The sequence below is a fragment of the Ruegeria jejuensis genome (assembly GCF_041537905.1).
GTDB lineage: Bacteria > Pseudomonadota > Alphaproteobacteria > Rhodobacterales > Rhodobacteraceae > Ruegeria_C.
The window spans coordinates 35,369-59,843 of sequence record NZ_JBGRUO010000025.1; the positions used below are offsets into that span (position 1 = coordinate 35,369).

The window sequence follows — 24,475 nt, forward strand, 5'->3', positions numbered from 1 at the left end:
ATCCGGCTCCTGGGCCCTATTGTTACCATGCACCGCAGGATCCGGCTTGCCACTATGCTTACCACAACGCCACTCACCCACTGTATCATCCTGCTCCACACTATCACTCACATGATCACAGCGCTCCGTACCACCAGCCTCATGGTGCCTATGGTCATCACCATTATCATTCGCATCCCGGATCACACCAAGTCGGCGCTCCACATGGCGGGCATGGCGCTCCACATGGCGGGCATGGCGGTTCGCATGGCGGGCACGGCGGTTCGCATGGCGGGCACGGCGGTTCGCATGGCGGGCACGGTTCGCATCACTGACAAAATTGTCGAGGCGATCTACCGATCAGATCCAAACGGTGCACCTCTTGCAGTGTTAACACCTTATCCTGCAGGGTATTGTGGATAGTACCTTCTGACTTCGATCGCTTGCTCGCTATTCCAATCCTCCGAGTTCCTAGTCGTATCGATGGACCACCTCAAAGATGAGGATCGGCATTATAGGCGAAACCACCTGCAAGTCGGATCGTCGATCTGAGGTTTTCAGTACGGTTGGCGACCTGTCAAAAAAAGGGATTTCAGCCCCCAAATTGTACCCTGTCATTCAGAGCATCAGGTCTTGATATACCACAACAATGTTTGATGGCGGAGAGACAGGGATTCGAACCCTGGAGACGGTTTCCCGCCTACACACTTTCCAGGCGTGCGCCTTCGACCACTCGGCCACCTCTCCGGTAGGCGTGACTTATGCGAATTCGATCGGGGAACGCAAGAGCCAATCAGAAAATGCGAAAGCTCGCGACAAAAGGGAGATGGTCCGAGACCTCGTCCTTGAATGCCTCGCGCCCCATATTCATGGTCCAGTGCATCGGAAACAGCCGCAAACTGCCCCGCACATAGTCGGTGGCGAAGGTGCGCGAGACCGCAAAACCGTCCAGTAGATTGGCCCGGCCCTTGCTCAGAATATGCGAAAACCGGTCCTGCAAATCCCAGCACGAGACAAAATCCATCAGGTCATCCCCACCCAGATGGTGGAAATTGCTGACATCCTGGCCGGGGATCATATTGAAATCCCCCATCAGCAGGATCGTGCGCTGCGTCAGTCCGGGCGTTTGTCGAATGCGGGCGATCTCTGCCCCGATGATCCTGCACTGGCTGTCGCGAATCTGCTGCTCGGGACGGTCCCGGCCCGATTTCAGATGCACGGCGATCAGCTTGGCCTTGAAACGGCCCACCGAGACATCGACAACCACCGCCTGACGCCCGCCGGGGTCATCGCCCTCGGAGCCATCGATCAGCTGCGGATCGGAAACCTCCAGCTCGGGTTTGTGCAGAAATCCGATATGGATATTGCCGTTGGGCTGGGCGATGATCTTTTTCTCGTAGGTCAGGCCGAACTCCGCCAGCGCCACTGCAAGTCGGTCGATATGCTCAATCGGGCTGACCTCGACCAGGGTGATCAGCTCTGCGTCCAACAGCGCCAATCCTTCTGCCTGCTTTTGAACGCGCTCACTACTCGCCGGGATACCAAGGGCCTGATTGAACGGGTTGAACCCCGCGAGGTTCCAGACCGCGATCCTGGCCAAGCTGTGTTGAAATGACGCCACGGGCGATCCTCCCTTGCTCCGATCCAAGCTTAGCAGAGAATTGTGACGATTGCGCTGTCGCCAGTGCGGCTGTCCGATCGGGACCAGATCAGTAGTCCCCGTCGGGATCGCCATCCATGTCTGCTTCGGTCAGGCCTGCCGGTTTTGTCGAAGCTGGCGTTGCAGGTGCTGCGGCTGCTGGCGTTGGGCGCGCCTGCCCCTGCAGCGTCTCGGGGTTGCGCAGCCAGACATCGCGCTGTGCGAACGGGATCTCGATCTCTTCTTCGGTGAAGCGGCGGTTGATCTCGTGATTCATGTCGGATTTCACCGACAGCACCCAGTTCACATCCCTCAGAATCGCGCGGATTTCGAAATCCAGAGAATCCGCGCCAAAGCCCTGGAACACGATGCTGGGCGCGGGGTTGGCCAGCACCATCGGATGGGCATTGGCGATCTCGCCCAGAATGGTCTCGACCTTGCGGGTATCTGTGCCATAGGCCACGCCCACCGGCACGATCACCCTGCCCACGGTGTTGCCGCGCGTATAGTTGGTGACCGACTGGCTGATCAGGTCCGAGTTCGGCACGATCACATCGGTGCGGTCGAAGGTTTCGATCCGTGTCGAGCGCACCGAGATGTCGCGCACATAACCCATCTGTCCGTTCACATCGATCCAATCGCCCTTGCTGATCGGACGTTCGATCAGCAGGATAATGCCGGACACGAAATTCGACACGATGGTCTGCAGGCCGAAACCGATACCGACCGACAAGGCACCAGCCACGATGGCCAGAGAGGACAGGTTGATTCCGGCGCTGGTCACCGCGATCACCGCCGCCAATGCGATCCCGATATAGCCGGTGCCCGCGACGATAGCGTTCTGCGCGCCGGGGTCGAACTTGGTCTTGGGCAAAAGCGAGTTGCGTAACCCGCCCTGCAACAGCCGCGTGATCGTGTAGCCCGCGACAAACACCGCAGCGAAGGTGATGAAGGTGCCCGGCGAAACCTCGATACCACCCAGGCTTACGCCCTGCTTCGCACGGCTCCAGAACTCCAGCAGATCAGTCTCGCGCGCGCCCCAGAACAGCGCCAGAAGGGGTAGCGAACAGATCACAAGGACAAAGCCCGCGATGACCGAGAACAGCGAATCCCGCCCTGCCTCGCCCTTTCCGGTCAGCCAGCCATAAAGGTTGCCCAGAAACCGCTGCAAGATCACGATAATCGACAGCAGCGCCAGGGTCTTGATCGCCGGAAAGATGATCGACTCGGCAGCCGTCACATAGCCCAGGGCGGCGGCCACCGCCGACAACACACCCAGTATCATCAAGAGCCGCCGGACCTGACGCGCGAACTTCGAGAACCCGGCGCGGCGCGGGCTCTCTTCCTGTTCGGAATCTGCATCATCCGCGCGCAGAGGACCGGTCCGATACAGCCTGAGCAGCACAAGCGCGGACAGGACGATGACCGGGAACGTGACCACCGCCCGCGTAGAATCGGGGACATTCTCGATCCGCTGGAACAGCTGTACCAGGTCAAAGAGGATCAACATGACGGCCAGCAGATCGATCACGATCCGCAATTCAGCCATGCGTACCCGGCTGAGAAGCGGCTTCTTGTCTTCTTCGCGGATCACGAAAAGCTGTCGGCCAATCCAGTCGAAACAGAAGAAGATCGCGGCCCAGTTGGGAACCTGATCCAGCAACAACTGCCCCCTGACCCCAACGATACCACTGGTTGAAGCGGCAGAAGCCAGCAGGACAACACCCAGCCAGGGCAGGAAAATCCGCGACAGAGACACCAGAAAGGACCAGACACCGCTGCCGTTGCCACCGAAGGTTCGCAGGTAATCCCCCAGCCGCTCGGACCATCTGCGTCCGCGCGCGATCAGGATCAACCCGAACCCGGTCAGCAGGACGATTGTGGGCAATTGCTGGCGGATCTCGGTGCGCACCACATCCGTCTTCAGATTCGAGATAATCTCGTTCCCGAGGCTGCGCAGCGCCTGATCCACATCCGCACCCGCCGCTGGCCAAAGCTCGGGGTTGAGTGGAGACGGACCGCGCGTCGCAAATTCCTTGGTCTGACGCTGACGAATAAGTCGGTCGATCTCGGAGATCAGGCCATTGGCACGGTTATAGGCTTCCTCGGAAATGATCCGCGGCACCCGCAACGCATCAAGTTGGTCCTGAAGATGTTCGCGCAGCGTGGCGATATCCTCGGGCTCGTCAGTGCCTTCCTCGGGCTTGGCGCCAAGCGCCTCCAGCTGGCTTTGCAGGGTCTTGATACGATCCGAATTGCTGCCCCGCACTTCGTTGAAGATAGAGCGATAAGAATCCAGCTCGGTGCGCAGGTTCTCCAGCGCGGCATCAGACGCGCGGCCTGCGTTCACCGCATCCTCGGCCCTGTCGGCGGTCTTGAGCCAGTCCTGATAATATTGCTTCTGCTCAATGGAAAGCTGCGCCGACGCAGCGCCCGCTGCGACGAGCAGCAAAACCGCCAGCCCCGCAGCAAGAAACCATTGCAGGGCTCTCATGTCAGACGTCCTCGAAGACGCCTGGGATCGAGCGCGGAGCCTCCGTCATCCAGCCCGGCACCGGCAGGTCCTTGCTGCGCAGGAAATCGGGATTGAAGAGCTTGGACTGATACCGCGTCCCGTAATCGCAGAGCACCGTGACAATCGTGTGCCCCGGCCCAAGGTCGCGCGCCAGACGCATGGCGCCGGCCACATTGATGCCGGTCGAGCCGCCCAGACACAGCCCTTCATGTTCCAGCAGGTCAAAGACGATCGGCAAGGCCTCGGAATCGGGAATCTTGTAGGACATGTCCGGCTTGAACCCCTGCAGGTTCGCCGTCTCGCGCCCCTGCCCGATCCCTTCGGTGATCGAACCGCCCTCCGACGAAAACTCGCCCGTCGTGTAAAAGCTGTGAATGGCCGAGCCTTCGGGATCTGCCAGCGCGACCTTCACGCCTTTGGGCTGCAGCGCCATGCCGACACCGGCCAATGTCCCGCCAGAGCCCACCGCGCAAGCAAAGCCGTCAACCTTGCCGCCGGTCTGCTCCCAGATCTCGGGGCCCGTCGTTTCCAGATGCGCCTGCCGGTTGGCCACATTGTCGAACTGGTTGGCCCAGATCGCGCCATTGGGTTCGGTCTTGGCCAATTCCTTGGCCAGACGCTCGGAATAGCGCACATAATTGTTAGGGTTGCGATAGGGCGCGGCGGGCACCTGCACCAGTTCCGCGCCAGCCAGACGCAGCATGTCCTTTTTTTCTTCGGACTGGGTTTCCGGGATCACGATCACCGTCTTGAACCCCATCGAGGCCCCCACCAGCGCCAGACCGATTCCGGTATTGCCCGCCGTCCCCTCGACAATGGTGCCGCCGGGCTTGAGATCGCCGCGCGCGATGGCATCGCGGATGATATAGAGCGCGGCGCGGTCCTTGACCGACTGGCCGGGGTTCAGAAACTCGGCCTTGCCGAGGATTTCACATCCGGTTTCCTCGCTGACACGGCGCAGCCGGATCAGGGGAGTGTTTCCAACAGCATCAGCCAGATCACGTGCGGTGCGCATGGTGCCCTCAATTCTTCGGTTTCACCCATGTGGTGTACCCTCGCCCCCCGCCGACCTCAAGCAGAGTCACACGGGTCGGGAAGCGCGTGGGAAAAAGCCCATCTGCACAATCCTGATAAACGCGATCAGACGTGGTAGATTTGCAAGACGCGCGCCGCGCACGGTTCATCGTTCAGCAAGTGCTAGAGAAAAACACTTGTCTGGTATGCGAATGAGGCACCATTTCGTAGCGCTTGCGCAAAGGCACGCTTCAGCAGACCTCTCGATTGAGGCAAGCAAGGTCCCCAAGGTCTACTAGCGTGCCCGCCATTCCATGATCAGTTGGTAGGGAGCGTTGTTGTAGGCCACTTCCTTGGGATCAGTCGGATGTTGAACCGCGGGCTCATCGAAGAATTTAAGCGCCATGCCGCGCTCCAAAAGCTGCGTGATGTAGAATGACAAGGGCCGATGCCAGTTGGTTACGGCAATCCCTTTCCATTCCGCGACAACCGTGTGGGGCTCCAAATAACGGCGCACAACGATCTCGCGACTGCCGTCAGGCAAGATACGCCAGCCGCCCCCTTTGATATCTGCGGCGGTCGCGAATCCTGTCAGGTTCGCGATCAAAAAGTGCCCGCCAGGGCGTAAAACGCGGACAACCTCGTCGAGCGCGGCTTCGATGCCCTCAATGTCCAGTAGGCTGAGGTAACTCACCACCATGTCGAAGGTATTTGACTCGAAAGGCAGGTCCTCCGCGCGACCGCGAACGAAGCGCGCCTCACCTAGTTCAGAGGCTTTAGCGAGCAGCGCTGAAGAAGGGTCCAACCCGACGAGGGTCTCCACATCTTTTGCGAGCAGGCGGCAGAAACGACCTTCACCGCAACCTAGATCGAGAAGCCGTTGGGGACTGAATGCATGTACGCGTGCCAGCATCGGCGCGTCCAGGACACGCCGACGGCTGAAGTCGCCGTGCACGCCTTGCGCCTCAATCCAAGCGTTTGCGGAACCTTCCCAATCCATCACGCTAGACCCATAACACGGCGATGGCGGTGAAGCGACGTATCATCGGAGCGCTCATATGCGTTATGGCCGCAGAAAACGCAGCCCCAAAACAGGTGATTTCAGTGATCCATAAGAGGCACAGCATTCGCGACTTTGGTATCGATGCTCTCGCTCTTCCGAAGACGCGATGTTGCGAGATTAGGGCGGCGCGCGACCAACTCTCGTCGTCGTCAACTCTCTTCGCGCAGCCGGTTGCGGTGGCGGGCCAGCCAGTGGGCGATGGATAGCAGGGGCAGGTCCTTGAGCTCATGCGCGTCCACCTTTGCCATCAGCTCGTCAAAAGACAGGATCGCGCTGCGGATATCCTCGCCCTCACCATCAAGCCCGCCATTTTCGGTGGTTTCGGTCAGATCGGCGAGGCCGACATAAAGGTGCAGAAACTCGGTCGACGACCCGCTGGAGGAATAGGCCCGCCCGGCGCATTCAAGCGCGCGCAACTGGATATGCGCCTCTTCCCGCGCCTCGCGATGGGCGGCCTGCTCGGGGGTTTCGCCGGGATCAACCATGCCAGCCACAGGTTCCCACATCCAGGGCGCCGGGTCGCCGATCATATAGACCGGCGCGCGGAACTGTTCGACCAGCAACACGCAATCGCGCTGCGGATCATAGGGCAACACCACTGCCGCCGCGCCCTGCATGAGCGCGCTGCGCCCCAGCATAGGTGTCATGCCGCCCTCGTAGCGTTGGTGCTGAACCTGCATTTCATCCACCGCAAAATACCCCTGATAGGCGCGATGATAGCTGTGGACGACCACCTCACGCGTTTGCGGGGCGGACCGGGTTTCGGCGGCGATCCGGGCGGCGGCGCGCATGCGAACCGCGGGAAAGCTGCGCGCCACGTCCTCGGCGCTGCGGCGGCCATAAAACGCCATCACTTCCAGCGCGGCATATTCCGAAAGCTGTCCCCATTCCGAAACCCAACCTTGCAACGACCAGAGCGCGCCGGGTTGCCAGAGATCGGGATCGGGAAAGAAGAGTTCTGCCGCCGCGCTTGACCCGTCTTCACAAATCACCTGGCGGACCGACAGGGCGTAATCGAACCCGCCCTCGTAAAATTCTATCCGGTTCAGGTCTTCGACCGATAATCCTCGCACAAGCAGGCCCGGCGCGGATTGACCGGCGGCTGGCAGGATCATCGGAAAGGGTTGCCCCGTGACTGCATGGACGGCGTGATCGGGCAGATGGGCCGGAACCAGATCAATCTGCTCCGTGGAACACCCCAGAACGATTTCAAGCAGGGGGCGATGCCGCAGCGTGCCGTAAAAGAACAGGTTTTTCACAACAGGAGGACCGTTCAATAGGGGTTCAGCGCCATCTGCGCCATGCGAACTCGGTTGCCAGACCGGCGAGGACACCGCCGATCAGGAGCGTCATGATAACGTTCGGTACTGCGATCGTGTAAGCATAGTCGATCCCGATCCGAAAAATCGCCCCGATGGCCTCGAAGGGCCCACCATAGCGGTTGCGCATCGCCTGTTGGAACATCTCGTAGCAGCCCTGAACAAAAAGCCCCCAGAAGACCAGAACGACGATTCCGGTAACGCCGTTATTGATCGCATTGGTGATGCCCCTGCCCGCGCGTTTGCCCATCGTGATCCAGCCGACGAGTATACCAAGACCAATGTTCACATAAGTGAAATAGCCGAAATCCAACCCCTCGGGCATCAGCGGAATGATCTGCCCCGATACGATGAACGCAATCAGCGCCAGACAAGTGGCGGCGACGAGTCGGGCGGCGTCGGGCATATTGTCCTGGGTCCTGCTCAGCTTGGTCTTGCTAGGGTAATCTGTGTCACATCGCAGGTGCCGGTGTCAAAGGCCGCCCCGCAAGAGGTCAGATAATAATTCCACATGCGGCGGAACCGTTCATCAAAGCCCATGGCGGCGATCTGTTCCCATTTCTCGTTGAAGGTTTCGTGCCAGCGCCGCAGGGTCAGGTCATAGCTCTTGCCGAACTCTTTCGAACTGACGAAGTTCAGCCCCGCCATATCCACCTGCTGACGCAGGATTTTCGGAGCCGGAAGCATGCCGCCGGGAAAGATGTATTTCTGGATGAAATCAACGCCGTTTCGGTAGATTTCCCAGCGCTTGTCCGCCACGGTAATGATCTGCAAGGTCGCCTGTGCGCCGGGCTTGAGCCGGTCGCGCACCGTGTTGAAATAGACCGGCCAGTATTTCTCGCCCACCGCTTCGAACATCTCGATCGAGGCGATGCCGTCATAGCTGCCGCGCTCGTCGCGATAGTCTTGCAGTTTGAACTCCACGTGATCGGATAGACCCGCCTTTTCAATGCGTTGTGATGCGTATTTCAACTGCTCCTGACTCAGGGTCAGGCCGGTAACCCGCAAACCACGTTCTTTCGCGGCATATTCGGCAAACCCGCCCCAACCGCAGCCGATCTCAAGGATATGATCGCCGGGTTTCGCGCCCATCTCATCTACCAGACTGGCATATTTTGCGATCTGCGCCTTTTCCAGGCTTTCCTGTCCGGTCTCGAAGATGGCGCTGGAATAGGTCATCGTGTCATCCAGCCATGCCGCGTAGAAGTCATTACCCAGATCATAGTGGTACGAGATGTTCTTCTTTGCCTGTTCGCGGTGATTGCGCTGCAACCAGAACCGCAACCGTTCATAAGCGCGGGCCAGGAACTGTCCGGTGAACCCGTCATAGACGGTCTCGTTGCCCAGATGCACCAAATCCATGAAGGCGCGCAGATCAGGGGTGCTCCAGTCGCCTTCCAGATAGGCATCGGAAAAGCCCAGATCGCCCTCACGGACCAGCCTGGCAAAGATGTCCGGGTCATGCACATCGATCTGCGCGACCGGGCCGGGCAATTTGCCCTCGGACCGGAACACCCGACCGTCCGGCAGCACGATATCGAGACGCCCGGAATTCATATGTTCGAGCATCTTCATGACTTGCGTAAAATATCTGGGCAGGTTTTTTTGCCCATGGGTCGATGTCAGGATCATCCGCTCTCCCTATCGCGGTGCGTTACAAGGCTAATTCGAGTTGGTTTTTCAGGCAAGCGTTTGTTTTAACACGATTACACTCCTTTTAGTTGATAGGCGGCAAGAGCCCGCTTGCGCCCTACATCCAGTGGCACGACCGGGCCGGGATAGGGATCACCGGGGGCAAGGCTCCATAGGCGCGGTGCCGCCCGAAAAAAGCTGAGCGCGGTATCCGGCGGATCGGGCTGCGTTTCAGCCAGCCACCGCGCCACGTAAACCCCGTCAGTGTCAAACTTTTTCTGCTGAAGCTCGGGGTTGAACACACGAAAATACGGCGCGGCGTCCGGTCCGGTACCCGCAACCCATTGCCAGCCCATCGCGTTCGAGGCCGGATCCCAGTCCGCAAGGGTATCGGCAAACCAGTCCATTCCGATTTTCCAATGTGTCATCAGATGCTTGGTCAGAAAACTTGCCACGATCATCCGCGCGCGGTTGTGCATGCGTCCGGTGACGTAAAGCTCGCGCATCGCCGCATCAACAAATGGTATACCGGTACGTCCCTGTTTCCAGGCCAGAACCTCGGGCGCATCCGCATCTGTGCGCCAGGGAAAGCTGTCCCAGCCCTCCTTCCAGTTGCCACTCAGCAGATGCGGCGCGTGGTACATCAGGTGATAGGCGAATTCGCGCCAAACCACCTCCTTGAGGAAGTGTTCGGCGCCGTTTTGGTGTTCCGCCCTTGCCCGCTGCCCTGCCAGCCAAAGCAGTCGGGGGCTGATCTCGCCAAGGCTCAGGTAGTCAGACAGGCCGGAGGTTGCGTCGATCGCCGGATAGTCCCGCTGCGTCTTGTAGCCGTCGATGGAGGTCTCGACAAAGGCATCCAGCCGCGCCCGCGCCGACGCCTCGCCGGGTGTTACATGGGCGCCGACCACCGCAGCGCCCCGGTTCATTGCAGCCTCGAGATGCCAGGTTTCAAGCTGTTCCGACCACGGCCACGCAGCAGGTGCCGGGATACGGGCAGGTTCCGGCAGGGCGGCGGCGACCTCCCGGCCCTGCACGGCGCGCCACAGGGCGGAATAGACCTTGAAATATCCACCGGTCTTGGTGCTGACGGTCCAGGGTTCGAACAGAAGATGCCCCTCGAACGAACGCGCATCGATGCCCTGCGCTTTCAGATCGGCTTTGATCGCGCTGTCTCGTGCCTGCGCCTTGGGATCATAAAGGCGGCTCCACCAGACCGCCCCTGCGCCGGTTTCCTGCAGCAGATCGCGCAACACCTGCGCGGCCTCGCCTCGGCGCAGGATCAACCGGCTGCCGCGCGCGTCCAGAGCCTGCGTAAAGCTCTCAAGACCCAGCCCAAGCCGCCATTTCGGCGCCGCGCCCAGATCTGACACCGCGTCATCCGCGATGAATACAGGCAGAACCGGCCGGCCGCTGCGGCAAGCCTCATGAAACCCCGGATGATCCGCCAGCCGCAGATCGCGCCTGAACCAGAAAATGATAGGTGAACGCTGACCGCCCATCTTGCCCCCGCCTCTTTATCTCTAGATACGGCGGCGACGGGAGGCCGGATCACAAAACGCGGTCAAGTGCCTCGATCAGCAGGTCAATTTCAGCTTTCGAGGTGTAATGCGTGAAGCTCATGCGAAAGACGCCGCGTGCCGGATCGACGCCCATCCCCGCCAGCGGGCGCACCGCATAAAAATCGCCACCATCCGCCATGATCCCGTATTGCGCCAATTCGGCGGCGACCGGCTGGGCAGGACGGTCCAGCGACAGTGCAACAGTCGGTGCGCGCAGCTCTGCCCGGTCGGGACCCAACAAGCGCACAGAGTTGCGCTCTTTCACCGCGTCGAGCAGCGGTTGCAGCAGCGCAGTCTCCTGCTCCCGCATCAGATCATGCACAAAGGCACCGCGCGCCGCCGCACCATCGACCGGCCCACCATGATGATCGCACAGGGCGTCCACATAATCCGCCATCCCGGCACATGCCGCGATCTGCGCGTGATCCGGTCCCGCTGGGGTGAAGCGTTTGTACAGAACGTCACCGTTGAAATAATGCCCCTGATTGGGAAGCATCTCGCCCAGGGCGCGCCGGATCACCATGCAGCCCTGATGCGGGCCATAGGTCTTGTAGCTTGAAAACAGATAGATATCCGGCCCCAGCGCGCCCACATCGGAAAACCCATGCGGCGCATAAGAAACACCGTCAACGCAGACAAAGGCCCCCGCCGCATGGGCAATCGCGGTGATCTCGGTCACCGGGTTGATCTCGCCCACCACATTCGAGCAATGCGGGAAACAGACCAGCCGCACCTTCTCGTCCAGCAGGTTTTCCAATTGCTCGGGGTCCAGATGACCGCTCTCGGGATCAATCCGCCATTCGCGAATCTCGATCCCGTCCTCGGCCAGCCGCCGCCACGGACCGCTATTGGCCTCATGATCCTGATCGGTGACCACAATCGCCTCACCCGGCTGCATCCATTTGCGCACGGCCTGCGCCAGCACATAGGTATTCTGCGTGGTCGAGGGACCAAAGCTCAACTCATCCGTCTCAACCCCCAGCAAGGCCGCCATGCGCACCCGCGCCTCGTCCATCTCTTCACCGCCCAGACGGCTGGCGTCATAGCTGGCATAGGGCTGCACCTTGCGCTGGGTATAAAACCGCGTCAGCCGGTCAATCACCTGACGGCAGGTATAAGACCCGCCCGCATTCTCGAAAAACGCTTGTCCCTGCAGGGACGGCTCTGCAAAAGCGGGGAATTGCGCGCGCACGAAATCGATATCTAGGGCCATGTCTGCTCCGGGCTTTGTTTGGAAAATGGATGCAGATCGCGGGCTGCGGGGTCAAGGGCGATCCTGATGACAGTTTCTGACATTGGCTCATGACACTCTGCTGCCATTCCACACATACAGGAGCATGTGAGATGAGCTTTCAACCCAAGGATTTTCTGGTCTGGGGCGAAGTACCGGTCAGTGACCTCGACAAGGCGGTTGCCTTCTACAGCCGGGTGACCGGTGCCGATCTTTCGATCGACGAAACCGGCCCCAATCCAGTGGCCATGTTCCAGCCCAAAGATCCCAAGACCGGTATCGCGCTGCACCTCTATCCCGGCACCCCGGCCAGCGACGGGCGCGGCCCGACGTTGCACCTGACTGCCGAAGGCACGCTGCAAGAGGTCATGGACCGCGTCTTCGAAGCCGGAGGCCGCGTGACATCTGAAATCATTGAGATTCCGCCGGGTCGTTTCTTCTACGCCACCGATCCCGACGGCAATTCTCTGGGCTTCTTCAAGGCCAATTCCGACTGAGCCGGTCGGCCCGTCAGGCGTTCACATCCACCACAACGCGGCCCTGAACCTGTCCGGCCAGGATATCGGCCCCCAATTGCGGCAGATCGCTCAGGGTCGCGGGCCGCACCATCGCTTCCAGCTTGTCCATGGGCAGGTCGGTGGCGATGCGCTGCCAGGCCCGCAGCCGGTTGTCATAGGGCTGCATGACAGATTCGATGCCCAGCAGGTTCACCCCGCGCAGCAGGAACGGAATGACCGAGGCGGGCAGGTTCGCCCCACCGGCCAGACCGACCGCCGCAACCGAGGCACCGTATTTCATCTGCCCCAGCACGCGGGCCAGCATGGCACCACCCACGGCATCGACACAGCCTGCCCAGCTCTCGCTTTCCAGCGGACGTTTGACCGTTTCGTTCAACTCTTCGCGCGCCACAATCTGGGTCGCTCCAAGCGACGTGAGGTAGTCCGCGCTCTCGGGCCGACCGGTTACCGCCGCGACCTCATATCCCAGATGCGCCAGAATCGCCGTCGTGACCGAACCGACACCACCTGCCGCCCCGGTAACCAGAACCGGACCATGCCCGGGTTCCAGCCCGTGATCCTCCAGCGCCATCACCGACAGCATCGCGGTCAGCCCGGCAGTTCCCACCGCCATCGCCTGACGGGAACTCAGCCCGTCCGGCAAAGGCACCAGCCAGTCGGCGCGCATATTGGCCTTCTGCGCGTAGCCGCCCCAATGCGCCTCGCCTACGCGCCAACCGGTCTGCACTACCTTGTCACCGGGCTTGTAGCGCTCATCCGAGGACGCCTCGACGGTGCCGGAAAAATCCACGCCCGGCACATGCGGGTATTTCCGCACCAAACCGCCGCCATGCGAGCTCAGGCACAGCCCATCCTTGTAGTTCACGGTGGAGTATTCCACCGCAACCGTCACCTCACCCTCGGGCAGGTCGCTTTCGGACAGTTGCTTCAGAACGGCGCTCGCCTTGCCGCTCTCCTCGTCTTTTTCCATCACCAATGCGTTGAACATCTCAGCAGTCCTTTCTTATCCAATCCAACCAGATCCGCTCTTCATCTGGCTGAAAATATCCCGGGGGGAGCCGCGACGCGACAGGGGCAGAGCCCCCACCCCCTATATCCAGAAGCGATCCCGCACGATTGCGGGCCGCATGCCCTGAGGCGTTTCAATTTCCAGCGCAGTACCTGGGTCCCAATGGCTCAGATGCAGCATGCCGATCGAGACATTGGTGTCAAAATCCGGCGACCAGGCGGCAGAGGTCACCTGCCCCACCCGCTTGCCGCCGACATAGGCTGGCCAGGCGCGCTCGCAGGGCGGCACCGGATCACCCTCGATGGCAATAGGCCGTATCTGCTGTACCGGCCCCTCCTTGGCCACACGCAGCAGCGCATCCCGACCGATACAGCCAATCGCAGTATGGGTGTTGCAGAACCGGCCCAGACCACATTCATGCGGCGTGTTGTCGTCGGTCATGTCATTCCCATAAGACAGCAGCCCACCCTCGATCCGCTCAATCAGGTTCGGGCATCCCGCGCGCACCTGCAGATCCTCACCGGCAGCAAACAGCGCGTTCCAGAGCGGCATGCCGATATTGGCGCCCTCCACATAGATCTCGAACCCGCCCTGTTTGGAATAGCCCGACCGCGCCACGGCCAGATCGCGGCCTTCGAACTGGAACATGTCGAACCTGAAGAACCGGATATCGCGTACCCGGTCTCCGAAGAGACGCGCCATCAAGTCATCCGCCTTCGGCCCCTGCACGGCGAGTGGCGAGACATCCGGCTCATCCACCAGTACGTCCAGACGATAGCCATTTGCCAGCCCCTTGACCCACAGCAGCAGATCGCTGTCGGCAATGGAAATCCACCAGCGATCCTCAGACAGTTTCACCGCCACCGGGTCATTCAGCATCCCGCCCGTCTCATCGACGATCGGCACATAATAGCATTGGCCGGGCAGCATGCCGCGCAGATCGCGCGGTGTCAGCATCTGCATCAGCCGCGCCGCATCCGGGCCGCGCAGCTCCACCTGACGCTCACAAGACACGTCCCAGACCTGAACATGACTTTTGAGATGGCGGTAATCGGCCTCGACACTCTCGAACACCGTTGGCAACCGCATCCGGTTATAGACAGTGTAGGCTTTGGCGCCCGCAGCCTCGACCCCGTCCGAGAAAGGGGTGCGCCGCAAGCGGCGTGACAGGGAAATCTGCGCCATGTCAGTCCTCCTCGGGCATGAAGACCAGGTCGCTGACCGGCGCTGCCGAGCCTGTCTCGGTCAGCATCTGGTGCAACTGGCCCCGGTGATGGGTCTGATGATTGAACATATGGATCACACATTGCGCATAAGGCTTCACGACATCGGCTTCCTTGGCCGCCGAAAACCACGAAAACGCGCCGGTCAGCGGGCCATCCTCAAGCCCGGCTGCCCAGTCGGAAATACGCGCGTCGATCTTGTCGCGCAGAGGCAGCCAGGCATCCAGATCGGCGCAGAGGGAAACGCTTTCGGGAATGCCCCCGCCCGGCCCTTCGCCCTTGTCGAACCGCGAGATCCAGATCCAGTCACCCCAGAGCAGGTGGTTCGCCGTGCCCATGATCGAGCCAAAGAACGCCCCGCGGTCCCGCGTCAATTCCTTTTGCGGCAGGGCGCGCAGAAACCCCGAAAGCTGGGTGTTCTGCCAATGACCGTACCGCGCCATGTGGCGGGCATAATCACCGGTGATCATCACTTTGGCCCGTGCCAGTCGATGGGGCAGATTTCGGCCGATTTGCCGCCGAAATCCCAGACCCGACCATAATCGCGCACTTTGGATTTGGTGCCTTTGGCGACGATGATGTCCGGCCCCATCCAGTATTTCGAGTTGGTGACCATCACCGGATGCTCGGCATCCTTGCCCGCCAGCATCTCGATCTCGCCTTGAATCTTGCGCCCGATCATGATCCGCCGCTTGGTGCCATCACGCTCGATCTCGACGGGCGCGCGTTCGGCACCGATGATTTCAGAGACCAGCATGGTGAAGAGGCCGGTGGTGCCGCCCGCCTGACCGCTGAAAATCTGCAGGATGCCGTTATAGGCCTTGCCGCTGGCGCGCTCATCCACATAGGCCGCAACCTTCCACTGGCCTTCGCCCATGCGACCGGGAATATCGACCAGCAGGCCGACATTGAGCCCCGACAGATCCTCTCCCTCGTAATGGCCCTCATCGATGATGATCCCCATCCAGGCGTGGCAATGGCCCTCTGTCGGCGGGTGCGCGCCCAGCGAGACCACGCAGGGACAGAACAGGTCGCAGGAACAGTTCAGGATCAACTCGCCTTTGATGGCCCAATCGGTCGGCGACATCTCGCGCCGTTTCGGATTCGGCATGCGGCTGTCGATGCGTTGGCTGATCGGCAGACGATCGGCATCCGGTTTTCTGTTTTTTGCCATAAGGTTATCCTCCGAACATGACGGGATAGATGAGAAGTGTGAGACCGCCCGCGATCAGCGCGAAGCCCATGGGGCGCGTGATCACATGGCCGATCTGCGGCAGTTTTTCGAGCACCATGAACAGCGTCGCGAGCCCCATCCACAACAGGCTCATGACCCCGCCAACAAAACCAAGCGCCATGAAGCCCCAGCAGCAGCCCACACAGAACGCGCCGAGGCCCAGCCCCATGCGCAGCCCGCCGCCAAAGCCGGTGCGCCAGTGGCCCAGAAAATACATCATCGGCGCGTGGCAGACGCCATGGCAGACCTCTTTGGCGCGGGTGAACTGGAACGCGCCTACGACGATCAGCAGGCCGCCCGCGACCAGTGGTGATTTGGCAATGCCCAGCATGTCGACCACGCCGCCAAAGAGCAGCGCCAGCTGCACGCCGGTGATCAGCGCGGCAAAGCCAACCCAGACGAGGAGATACCCGCTCACCACACCCAGCCAGCCGACCCGCGTGCCATCCGCGCTGACCATCAGGTCCTCATAGCTGCGCAGCGTCGGCACCAGCGTAGGCAGCATCATCGCCGCCATCATCACCGCCCACATCCAAAAGAGCGGGCCGAACTCGGCCATGGGCATCACCATGTCCATGCGCGGATCCATCGCGGCCATCGCCTGCCCCATCGGTCCGGGTCGCCCGATCAGGTCCAGATCCATCTCGACGCTCATGGAATACAGCACCCACCACGCCCACAGGATCAGGCCGTAAAAGCCAAGCCACAAAATGCTGCGTAACGATCCTGCCGACACGTGTCCCTCCCCGACTCGGTCCTTGCAAATCAAATGTCAGACTTTTAAATGTCAGACAAATAAAATCTGAGCTTGTCCCGTGAAAATCGACCCCAAGAAACCCGCCGACCTTTCCGCCCAGATCGCGGGCGCGATCCGCGATGCCATCATCGGTGGCGATCTGATCGTGGATGAGCGCCTGCCATCCGAGGCCGAACTGGCCGATCATTTCAACGTCTCGCGCCCTACCGTACGTGAGGCGCTGAAACGGCTGGCCGCGCAATCGCTGATCCGCACCCAACGCGGCGCCAGCGGCGGGGCCTTCGTCAATCGGCTGAGCTTCGAGGATGCCTATGCCCAGCAGATCACCACCTCGACGCTCCTGCTCAGTATGAACGCGGTCAGCTTTGATACGGCGTGTGAGGCGCGGTTTGCGCTGGAACGGGCCTGCGCACCGCTCTCGGCGCAGCGCCGCAGCGCCGATCATCTGGCGACGATGCGGGCCGAGATTCACCGCCAGCAACAACCCGGCCTGACCGATGAGGCCTTCTGCGCCTCGGACGTGGCGGTGCACCGGGCGCTGGTCGATGGCGCGGGCAACCCGGTGCTGTCCTATCAACTGGCGGGCGCGGTCGAGGCGATGCAGCCGCTGATGAACATGATCACCTTCAGCGCCCGCTCGCGCGAAGAGATCGTCGCCATGCATACCGAGCTGACCGACGCGATCGAGGCGGGCGACGGACCGACCGCCGATACGGTTCTGGTTCGGCTCGAAGACTATACCCGCACTCTCGCGCGAAATGTGATGGCCGCGCGCGCCGCCAAGGCATCCTCTTGAACCCGCGCTGAAAATCCGCTTTGTCTCGCCGCAAGTAACACGCAGGCGGAGACAGAACATGCGCCCCACCGATCAGTTGAAACAGGCCGTGGCCGAGGACTGGCAGGCCGCCACGACCCATGCCTTTTGCCGCGAACTGTCTGACGGCACGCTGCCGCTGGACAAGATGCGCTGGTATCTGCAGCAGGACTACCAATTCGTGGACGGGTTCGTGCGCCTGCTGGCCAGCGCCATCGCCCATGCCCCCAGCCTGGCTGATTCGATTCCGGCGGCGCAGTTCCTGGCCGTCATCACGGGCCCCGAGAACACCTATTTCCTGCGCAGCCTTGAGGCATTGGATAGCGCCCCCGGCACGGACCCCGCCCCGGTAACCCGCGCCTTTCAGGACCTGATGGCCGAAGCCGCAGCGTCGGGCCGGTACGAAAACATGCTGGCAGTGCTGGTCGTGGCCGAATGGATCTATCTGGACTGGGCCACGCCGGAAAACCCGCCATCGGACGATCTGCCTTTCTGGTTCGCCGAATGGATCACCCTGCATGCAGGCGATGGGTTCGAGGCGGTCGTGGCCTATCTACGCGATCAATTGGACAAGGTCTGGCCCGATCTGACCCCCGAGGCACAGGCAGAGGTCACCCGACTCTTCAACCGTGCCGTCGAGCTGGAGCGTGCTTTCTTCGACAGCGCCTATGCCGCCTAGCCCGGCGCAAGAGTTCGAATGGTCGCAACATCCGGGTGTTAGTTCAGCGCCGGCACCCAAGAGGGGCAAAAGGCGACCTGCGCGGCAAAGCCAGCGCAGGTCTGGTCTCTACTTAGATTTGCTGGTTAGGACTGCGCCGCCGTGCCAACTTACGGCACGGCAAGACCATGGACCTCGTCCCCCTTAGACTTACCAGCCACAGGACAATAACCGTTAATGGGGCCTCGAAAAAGAGCGCTTAGGTTGAGCGGGCGGGTTTGGCCGTAATTTGGTGACATCTCAGCAACAATCCATCTTGAGTTGATCTCATTGTCTTTGAAACCGGGCTCAATTGGTCTCGATTCGCCGTTTCGGAGCAGGTTTCACAAAATCGAGAGCCACGCCGCTTCATGCCTGGATTTTCAGCGTGTCCCGTCATCTCAGGGGTTTGCATCCGCAGGGCATGCGCTTATATTCGGTCTGTTCCCTCGGGAACTATGGACATAAACGCGCTCGTAATAAACGGATCGGACCCGGGGGCGGTACCCGGCGACTCCACCAAACATCCTTCATTTGGGGATCATGGGGTCGAAACAGGATCGACGGACGTCTAAAGGGGTTAGCTTTGTCTCGGCGGGGTGCCACCGTATCGGCCCGAACAGTACAATTGCAAATGACAATCGTGCTCCGGTTGCCGTTGCTGCGTAAGCAGTAACCAAACCGAAACTTAAGCCCTTGCGCCTAGCCGCGTAAGGCGGGGTTCGCAGGTACCTGGCAACAGAAACCTGCATTTCCTCATACATATCGCAGATTTTGCGCAAAAACTGCGGCGCATATTCAGGATTTGTTCACCACTTGGCTTCACAGTGACGACGCGCTGGAGGTGAACATGACAAAATCAGATATCTTGAAGCAATGGTATGACCGGGTCTGGGTGCAGGGCGATCTGGATGCGATAGATCAGTTTTTTGCCCCTGAAACCGCGGCTGAGGGGATCATTCCCGAGATGCAGGTGGGCGCGGATGATTTTCGCGATCTGGTCACCGCGTTCCGCTTTCATGTTGGGGACATCCGCGTCGATATGCCCAAAACCATCGAAAACGGTGATTGGGTGGCCGCGATCCTGCATGTGAACACCTCGCGGGCCGATAATGGCGCGCCGATCGAGGTCACAGGTCAGGTGATGGCGCGGTTCAAGGACGATAAGGTGGTCGAGGCCTATAACCAGTTCGACTTCGTCTCACTGTTCGAACAATTGGGACAGTTCCCCGCCGATACGCTGCCGGTCTGCATGACAGGCCAACAGCTCGACTGGGCCTGAGGCGGGGGCAGCGGGCGGATCGCTTGACAAGGATGGGCCAATTGCCTTTTGCTATGCGCAGGGGGCCAGCGAACGCCCCGTGAGGCGCCAGCTCAAGTTTCGCATGTTTCCAGAACCGCAAGGATTCATGCCATGGCTGCACCCAATGAAATCACCGTCCCGCAACTGCTGCGCCTGATCGGTACGCCGCAGGCCCCGGTTGTTATAGATATCCGTATCGACCCCGATTTCGAGGCCGATCCGTTCCTGATCCCCGGCGCCATCCGCCATCCCCATGACGATATCGAAGGGCTGAAACACCGCCTGAACGGGCGCGCCTGCGTCATCCTCTGCCAGAAGGGTCTCAAGCTCAGCCAGGGGTTGGCGGCGTGGCTGCGCAATGACGGGTTGGCTGCAGAATACCTCAAGGGCGGCATGTTTGCCTGGCGCGACCATGAGGGCGCGCCGCGTATCCCGGCGGGCAAACGCCCCGACCCGGTGGCGGGCAGCACGCTCTGGGTGACCCGCCACCGGCCCAAGATCGACCGCGTCGCCTGCCCCTGGCTGATCCGCCGCTTCGTCGACCCCGAAGCGCGGTTCCTGTTCGTTGCACCCGCCGAGGTCGCTGGTGTAGCGGAACGCTTTGGCGCAACGCCCTTCGATATGGAGGATGTGTTCTGGAGCCATCGCGGCCCCAACTGCACCTTCGACACGATGCTGGACGAATTCCAGCTTCGCACCGAGGCGCTTGATCGCCTTGCAACCGTCGTGCGCGGAGCCGATACAAACCGCCATGACCTCGCGCCCGAGGCAGCGGGGTTGCTGGCGCTGTCGGTGGGTCTGTCGCGCCAGTACCGCGACGACCACCAGCAGCTCAACGCGGGCATGGCGCTTTATGACGCGCTCTATCGCTGGGCGCGGGATGGTCAGGGCGAAAGCCATGACTGGCCTGCGGACCGCCGCCCATGACAGTGCCCACATACGCGGAAATGGTCCGGGTGTTTGGCCGGATCGGGTTGCTGTCCTTCGGCGGCCCCGCAGCACAGATCGCGCTGATGGAACGCGAGTTGGTCGAGGAACGCCCCTGGCTGGAAGAGCGCAGTTTCTTGCGCGCGCTTTCGCTCTGCATGCTACTGCCGGGGCCGGAAGCAATGCAGCTTGCCACCTATTGCGGCTGGCGGCTGCGTGGCGTGCCGGGCGGGCTGCTGGCCGGGTTGCTGTTCGTGTTGCCCGGTGCGGCGATCATCGCCTGTCTGGTCGGGCTTTACGCGACCTATGGCGAGTTGCCGCTGGTGCAGTCTGTCTTTCTGGGCGTGAAAGCGGCGGTGGTGGTTATCGTGCTGCAAGCGCTGCGCAATCTGGCGCGGCGGGCGCTGTCAGGTACGACAGATTACGTGATCGCCGGGCTGGGCTTTCTGGCGCTCTTTGCGCTCAACCTGCCCTTCCCGCTTGTCATCGCTGCGGCCGCGCTCTGGGGGCTGCTGAGCGCACAGCCCGGGCCGCAGCCCGACCGACCGCCCAAGCAGGCAGCGCGCCCGCTGCAAACGCTTTGCCTCTGGTCCGCGATCTGGCTTCTGCCCCTCATCGCGCTCAGCTTCAGCGGTCAAACCCTGCTGGCTGAGATCGGCTGGTTCTTTGCGAAACTCGCGGTGGTCACCTTTGGCGGCGCCTATGCGGTGTTGGCCTATATGACCCAGGCCGTGGTGCAGGAGTTTAACTGGATTTCAACCGCGCAGATGATCGATGCGCTGGGACTGGCGGAGACCACCCCCGGCCCGCTGATCCTGGTCACTCAGTTCGTGGCCATGCTGACCGGGCAGCTACAGGGCGGTGCGGGTCTGGCGCTGCTGGCGGGTCTGGTGGCGCTCTGGGCCACTTTTGCGCCCTGCTTCCTGTGGATATTCCTCGCCGCCCCCTATCTGGACCGGATCGCCGCGCAGCCGCGTCTGGCCGCTGCGCTGCGCGCCATCAGCGCGGCGGTGGTGGGCGTGATCCTGAACCTGTCGATCTGGTTTGCGCTGCATGTCCTGTTCGGGAGTGTCAACAAGGATGCCACGGCGCTGATCAGCCTGCCCCTGCCCGATCCCGCCACGTTCAATCCGCACGCGGCGGTGATGATCCTTGCTGCAATGGCCATCATGTGGGGATTGAAACAGGGATTGGGCCGCACCCTGTCCCTGCTCGCGCTGGCCGGGGCCGCAAGCCACTATATTTGATGGCGCAACACCGCGCCTGCTCTTTTGTTTCCCTCCGAATCCCGTATGTTGGGCTTAACACCAGTCGGGAATGAAACATGTCGCAAACCATTGACTATGGGAACCTGATGCACACCGCCATGCGCGGCCTCATCAAATCGGTGCTGCAGGATGTGGCCGAGCGCGGCCTGCCCGGCGCGCATCACTTCTTCATCACGTTCGACACCACCCATCCCGACGCGCAGCTGGCCGACTGGCTCAGCGACCGCTACCCGGGTGAAATGACCGTTGTCATGCAGCATTGGTATGAAAACCTGCTGGTGGGAGATGAGGGGTTCGGCGTGACGCTGAATTTCGGCGACTCGCCCGAACCGCTCTATATCCCCTATGACGCCATCAAGACCTTCGTTGATCCCTCGGTGGAGTTTGGCCTGCGCTTCGAATCGCCCTCCGACGAGGAAGACGAAGAGCATGACGCAGAGATCGTCCTCACCGCTGATGAGGTGGAGGAGGCTGACGCGCCCGAGGAGGTCAAGCCCGATGCCGAGATCGTCTCGCTGGACAGTTTCCGCAAGTAACGACGTCCGGCGCTATCTCTTTTCCAGCATGGTGTTGATCGACCGCTCGGGCACCCCGTCGCGCACCCGCGAGAAATTCAGGTCCAGCCCGTCCCCGGTCAGGGTCCGGTCAAATTGCTGCATCTCGTAGCCGCCGGCATCGTCGATGAACAGGGAATAGACCGTCAGCGTATCCCCCCATATGCGGCCCCAGACAAAGGGCTCGCCTTTCATCGGGTCAAGCTGCACCTCATGCCCAAAGACATTGCGTTTCATGGCGGCGGAAAAGACGTCACTGCGGTCCGTTGGAATGAAATCGATGGAAAAGGTCTGCTCCTTGACCCGGCCATCATGTTTGAACGCGACGGTTTTCCAACTCACGTTGAAACCATTGCTGGTTTCGGAAATCGATACACTCATATCCCGGGATTCTAGCGTTCCATCTGATTTGAGCATTTCCGCCGATCCGATGTAGTCTCCGACAAAATCAGCGATATCTGCCGCAAGCGCGGCCCGCGCCAGCAGCATCAGCGCGACAAGCATGGACCCCGCCAGGGACAGCATTCGGGATAGGGCAGATGCAGGCATGACGCTCCTCCGGTCGCTCACCTGCTCATCTTACCGGACTGCGCGCCCTCGGCAATCGAAAGCGGGTTTATTTTGACTTAATCTGCGGTCGACTCCACCTATACCTCGGATCGGGTTGCAACTAAGGTGCGCGCGACTGACCCGTTGTTTTTGGTCTCCGGGCCTTGTACACGGCATGCAACGGCATACAATACGGAGTGACGAAATGTCTCAAACGCGCACCGAAACCGACAGCTTTGGCCCGCTTGAGGTTCCTGCGGATAAGTACTGGGGCGCGCAGACGCAGCGGTCGATCATGAATTTCCCCATCGGCTGGGAAAAGCAGCCCGTGGCCATCGTGCGCGCGCTGGGCGTGATCAAACAGGCCTGTGCTATGGCCAACAAGGCCAGCGGCAAGCTGGACGCGACGCGGGGTGATGCGATCATCCAGGCCGCCAGCGAGGTTATCGCAGGCAAGTTCGACGACAACTTCCCGCTGGTGGTTTGGCAGACCGGCTCTGGCACGCAATCGAACATGAACTCCAACGAGGTGATCGCCAACCGAGCCATCGAAATCCTTGGCGGCGTGATCGGGTCGAAAGACCCGGTGCATCCTAATGATCATTGCAATATGGGGCAAAGCTCCAACGACACTTTCCCCACCGCGATGCATATCGCCACCGCGATGAGCGTGCGCGACGTGCTGCTACCGGGGTTGAACAAACTCGCCGAAGGCCTTGAAAAGAAATCGGAAGAATTCCGTGACATCATCAAGATCGGCCGCACCCACACGCAGGACGCGACACCGCTGACGCTGGGCCAGGAATTTGGCGGCTACGCCCATCAGATCCGTCAGGGCATCGCCCGCGTCGAAGCCGCCATGCCCGGCATCTATGAGCTGGCGCAAGGCGGCACTGCTGTGGGGACCGGGCTGAACACGCAAGTTGGCTGGGGTGAAACAGTCGCGGCCAACATGGCCGAGATCACCGGCCTGCCCTTCGTCACCGCCCCCAACAAGTTCGAGGCGCTGGCCGCCCATGACGCAATGGTGTTCCTGTCCGGTGCCCTCGCGACGGTTGCGGGGTCCTGCTACAAGATCGCCAATGACATCCGCTTTCTGGGCTCCGGCCCGCGCTCGGGTCTGGGCGAGCTGATCCTGCCGGAAAACGAACCCGGCTCGTCGATCATGCCCGGCAAGGTGAACCCGACCCAGGCCGAGGCACTGACGCAGGTAGCGGCCCATGTGATGGGCAATGACGCGGCGATCAAATTCGCAGGCTCGCAGGGCCATTTCGAACTGAACGTCTATAACCCGATGATGTCCTATAACCTGTTGCAATCCATCCAGCTTCTGGGCGACGCGACCGACAGCTTCACCGAGCGGATGCTGAACGGTATTCAGGCCAACGAGCCGCGCATCGACAAGCTGATGAAGGAAAGCCTGATGCTGGTGACGGCTCTGGCCCCGACCATCGGCTATGACAACGCCACCAAAGTGGCCAAGACCGCGCATAAGAACGGCACAACCCTCAAGGAAGAGGCCATCGCGCTTGGCTTTGTTGATGAAGCCACCTTTGATGCCGTCGTCCGCCCCGAGCAGATGATCGGCCCGGAAGACTAAAGGCTTACAGGCAAGACCCGGTCACATCGGGTCTTGCCGGATCGATCTGCCAGACGCGACGGATCGATAAA

General features: G+C 61.0%; 24 protein-coding genes, 1 tRNA gene and 1 other RNA gene. 10 read left to right on the forward strand and 16 right to left on the reverse strand.

Annotated elements, in window-relative coordinates; translation table 11 throughout:
• Positions 1-111: 111 nt before the first annotated feature.
• Positions 112-402 (forward strand): hypothetical protein, encoded by a 291-nt coding sequence (locus AB1E34_RS22025; protein WP_372574504.1) that lies wholly within the window; start codon positions 112-114, stop codon positions 400-402.
• A 234-nt stretch (positions 403-636) separates the two neighbouring features.
• Here AB1E34_RS22025 and AB1E34_RS22030 read toward each other — a convergent pair.
• The 10 genes from AB1E34_RS22030 to AB1E34_RS22075 all read right to left on the reverse strand — a co-directional run bounded on the left by AB1E34_RS22030 (position 637) and on the right by AB1E34_RS22075 (position 11,933).
• Positions 637-726, reverse strand: a tRNA-Ser gene (locus tag AB1E34_RS22030).
• 46 nt (positions 727-772) lie between these two features.
• Positions 773-1,600, reverse strand: coding sequence for an endonuclease/exonuclease/phosphatase family protein (locus AB1E34_RS22035; RefSeq protein WP_372574463.1), 828 nt, complete (start codon positions 1,598-1,600; stop codon positions 773-775).
• Positions 1,601-1,688: 88 nt separating this feature from the next.
• Positions 1,689-4,112: a DUF3772 domain-containing protein gene (locus AB1E34_RS22040; RefSeq protein WP_372574464.1), complete on the reverse strand. Its 2,424-nt coding sequence runs from the start codon at positions 4,110-4,112 to the stop codon at positions 1,689-1,691.
• 1 nt (position 4,113) lies between these two features.
• Positions 4,114-5,148, reverse strand: coding sequence for a cysteine synthase A (locus AB1E34_RS22045; protein WP_372574465.1), 1,035 nt, complete (start codon positions 5,146-5,148; stop codon positions 4,114-4,116).
• 294 nt (positions 5,149-5,442) lie between these two features.
• Positions 5,443-6,147 carry a class I SAM-dependent methyltransferase gene (locus AB1E34_RS22050; protein ID WP_372574466.1) on the reverse strand — a complete coding sequence of 235 codons (705 nt, stop codon included), beginning with the start codon at positions 6,145-6,147 and terminating at the stop codon, positions 5,443-5,445.
• Between the two features lie 212 nt (positions 6,148-6,359).
• A complete protein-coding gene (locus AB1E34_RS22055; protein ID WP_372574467.1) occupies positions 6,360-7,469 on the reverse strand; it encodes an NUDIX domain-containing protein in 1,110 nt (369 codons plus the stop codon).
• 25 nt (positions 7,470-7,494) lie between these two features.
• Positions 7,495-7,935: a TrgA family protein gene (locus AB1E34_RS22060; RefSeq protein WP_372574468.1), complete on the reverse strand. Its 441-nt coding sequence runs from the start codon at positions 7,933-7,935 to the stop codon at positions 7,495-7,497.
• 17 nt (positions 7,936-7,952) lie between these two features.
• Entirely contained in the window at positions 7,953-9,161 is a 1,209-nt protein-coding gene (locus tag AB1E34_RS22065; protein ID WP_372574469.1) for a class I SAM-dependent methyltransferase, read from the reverse strand.
• Positions 9,162-9,235: 74 nt separating this feature from the next.
• Positions 9,236-10,660, reverse strand: coding sequence for a cryptochrome/photolyase family protein (locus AB1E34_RS22070; protein ID WP_372574470.1), 1,425 nt, complete (start codon positions 10,658-10,660; stop codon positions 9,236-9,238).
• 49 nt (positions 10,661-10,709) lie between these two features.
• Positions 10,710-11,933, reverse strand: a complete 1,224-nt coding sequence (locus AB1E34_RS22075) for an aminotransferase class V-fold PLP-dependent enzyme (RefSeq protein ID WP_372574471.1) — start codon at positions 11,931-11,933, stop codon at positions 10,710-10,712.
• A 131-nt stretch (positions 11,934-12,064) separates the two neighbouring features.
• Here AB1E34_RS22075 and AB1E34_RS22080 point away from each other — a divergent pair, with 131 nt between their 5' ends.
• Positions 12,065-12,448 carry a VOC family protein gene (locus AB1E34_RS22080; protein WP_372574472.1) on the forward strand — a complete coding sequence of 128 codons (384 nt, stop codon included), beginning with the start codon at positions 12,065-12,067 and terminating at the stop codon, positions 12,446-12,448.
• 13 nt (positions 12,449-12,461) lie between these two features.
• Here the strand turns inward: AB1E34_RS22080 and acuI are convergent, their stop codons facing one another.
• The 5 genes from acuI to AB1E34_RS22105 form a co-directional block, all read right to left on the reverse strand.
• The gene (gene acuI / locus AB1E34_RS22085) at positions 12,462-13,457 is read right to left on the reverse strand and encodes an acryloyl-CoA reductase (protein ID WP_372574473.1); all 996 of its coding nucleotides are present in this window, start codon (positions 13,455-13,457) and stop codon (positions 12,462-12,464) included.
• Between the two features lie 102 nt (positions 13,458-13,559).
• Entirely contained in the window at positions 13,560-14,663 is a 1,104-nt protein-coding gene (locus AB1E34_RS22090; protein ID WP_372574474.1) for a dimethylsulfoniopropionate demethylase, read from the reverse strand.
• Position 14,664: 1 nt separating this feature from the next.
• Positions 14,665-15,171, reverse strand: a complete 507-nt coding sequence (locus AB1E34_RS22095; RefSeq protein WP_372574475.1) for a DinB family protein — start codon at positions 15,169-15,171, stop codon at positions 14,665-14,667.
• Positions 15,171-15,875, reverse strand: coding sequence for a DUF1326 domain-containing protein (locus AB1E34_RS22100; protein ID WP_372574476.1), 705 nt, complete (start codon positions 15,873-15,875; stop codon positions 15,171-15,173). The genes AB1E34_RS22095 and AB1E34_RS22100 overlap by 1 nt, the downstream gene beginning before the upstream one ends.
• A gap of 4 nt (positions 15,876-15,879) precedes the next feature.
• Complete coding sequence (locus AB1E34_RS22105; protein ID WP_372574477.1) at positions 15,880-16,671, reverse strand: DUF2182 domain-containing protein; 792 nt, start codon at positions 16,669-16,671, stop codon at positions 15,880-15,882.
• 79 nt (positions 16,672-16,750) lie between these two features.
• Here AB1E34_RS22105 and AB1E34_RS22110 point away from each other — a divergent pair, with 79 nt between their 5' ends.
• From AB1E34_RS22110 to AB1E34_RS22140, 7 genes are all read left to right on the forward strand, one after another.
• The gene (locus tag AB1E34_RS22110; protein ID WP_372574478.1) at positions 16,751-17,488 is read left to right on the forward strand and encodes a FadR/GntR family transcriptional regulator; all 738 of its coding nucleotides are present in this window, start codon (positions 16,751-16,753) and stop codon (positions 17,486-17,488) included.
• A gap of 58 nt (positions 17,489-17,546) precedes the next feature.
• On the forward strand, positions 17,547-18,185 hold the full coding sequence (locus AB1E34_RS22115) for a TenA family protein (RefSeq protein ID WP_372574479.1): 639 nt from the start codon (positions 17,547-17,549) through the stop codon (positions 18,183-18,185).
• A gap of 422 nt (positions 18,186-18,607) precedes the next feature.
• Positions 18,608-18,956: a transfer-messenger RNA gene (gene ssrA, locus AB1E34_RS22120) on the forward strand.
• Positions 18,957-19,053: 97 nt separating this feature from the next.
• Entirely contained in the window at positions 19,054-19,485 is a 432-nt protein-coding gene (locus AB1E34_RS22125; protein WP_372574480.1) for an ester cyclase, read from the forward strand.
• A 132-nt stretch (positions 19,486-19,617) separates the two neighbouring features.
• Entirely contained in the window at positions 19,618-20,433 is an 816-nt protein-coding gene (locus AB1E34_RS22130; protein ID WP_372574481.1) for a chromate resistance protein ChrB domain-containing protein, read from the forward strand.
• A complete protein-coding gene (gene chrA, locus AB1E34_RS22135) occupies positions 20,430-21,680 on the forward strand; it encodes a chromate efflux transporter (RefSeq protein WP_372574482.1) in 1,251 nt (416 codons plus the stop codon). Before AB1E34_RS22130 ends, chrA begins: the two co-directional genes overlap by 4 nt.
• A gap of 77 nt (positions 21,681-21,757) precedes the next feature.
• Positions 21,758-22,237: an SspB family protein gene (locus AB1E34_RS22140; RefSeq protein WP_372574483.1), complete on the forward strand. Its 480-nt coding sequence runs from the start codon at positions 21,758-21,760 to the stop codon at positions 22,235-22,237.
• A 12-nt stretch (positions 22,238-22,249) separates the two neighbouring features.
• On the opposite strand, the gene AB1E34_RS22145 is transcribed toward AB1E34_RS22140, so the two are convergent.
• Complete coding sequence (locus AB1E34_RS22145; RefSeq protein WP_372574484.1) at positions 22,250-22,804, reverse strand: hypothetical protein; 555 nt, start codon at positions 22,802-22,804, stop codon at positions 22,250-22,252.
• Positions 22,805-23,009: 205 nt separating this feature from the next.
• Here AB1E34_RS22145 and fumC point away from each other — a divergent pair, with 205 nt between their 5' ends.
• Entirely contained in the window at positions 23,010-24,404 is a 1,395-nt protein-coding gene (gene fumC, locus AB1E34_RS22150) for a class II fumarate hydratase (RefSeq protein WP_372574485.1), read from the forward strand.
• The last annotated feature ends 71 nt before the right edge of the window (positions 24,405-24,475 follow it).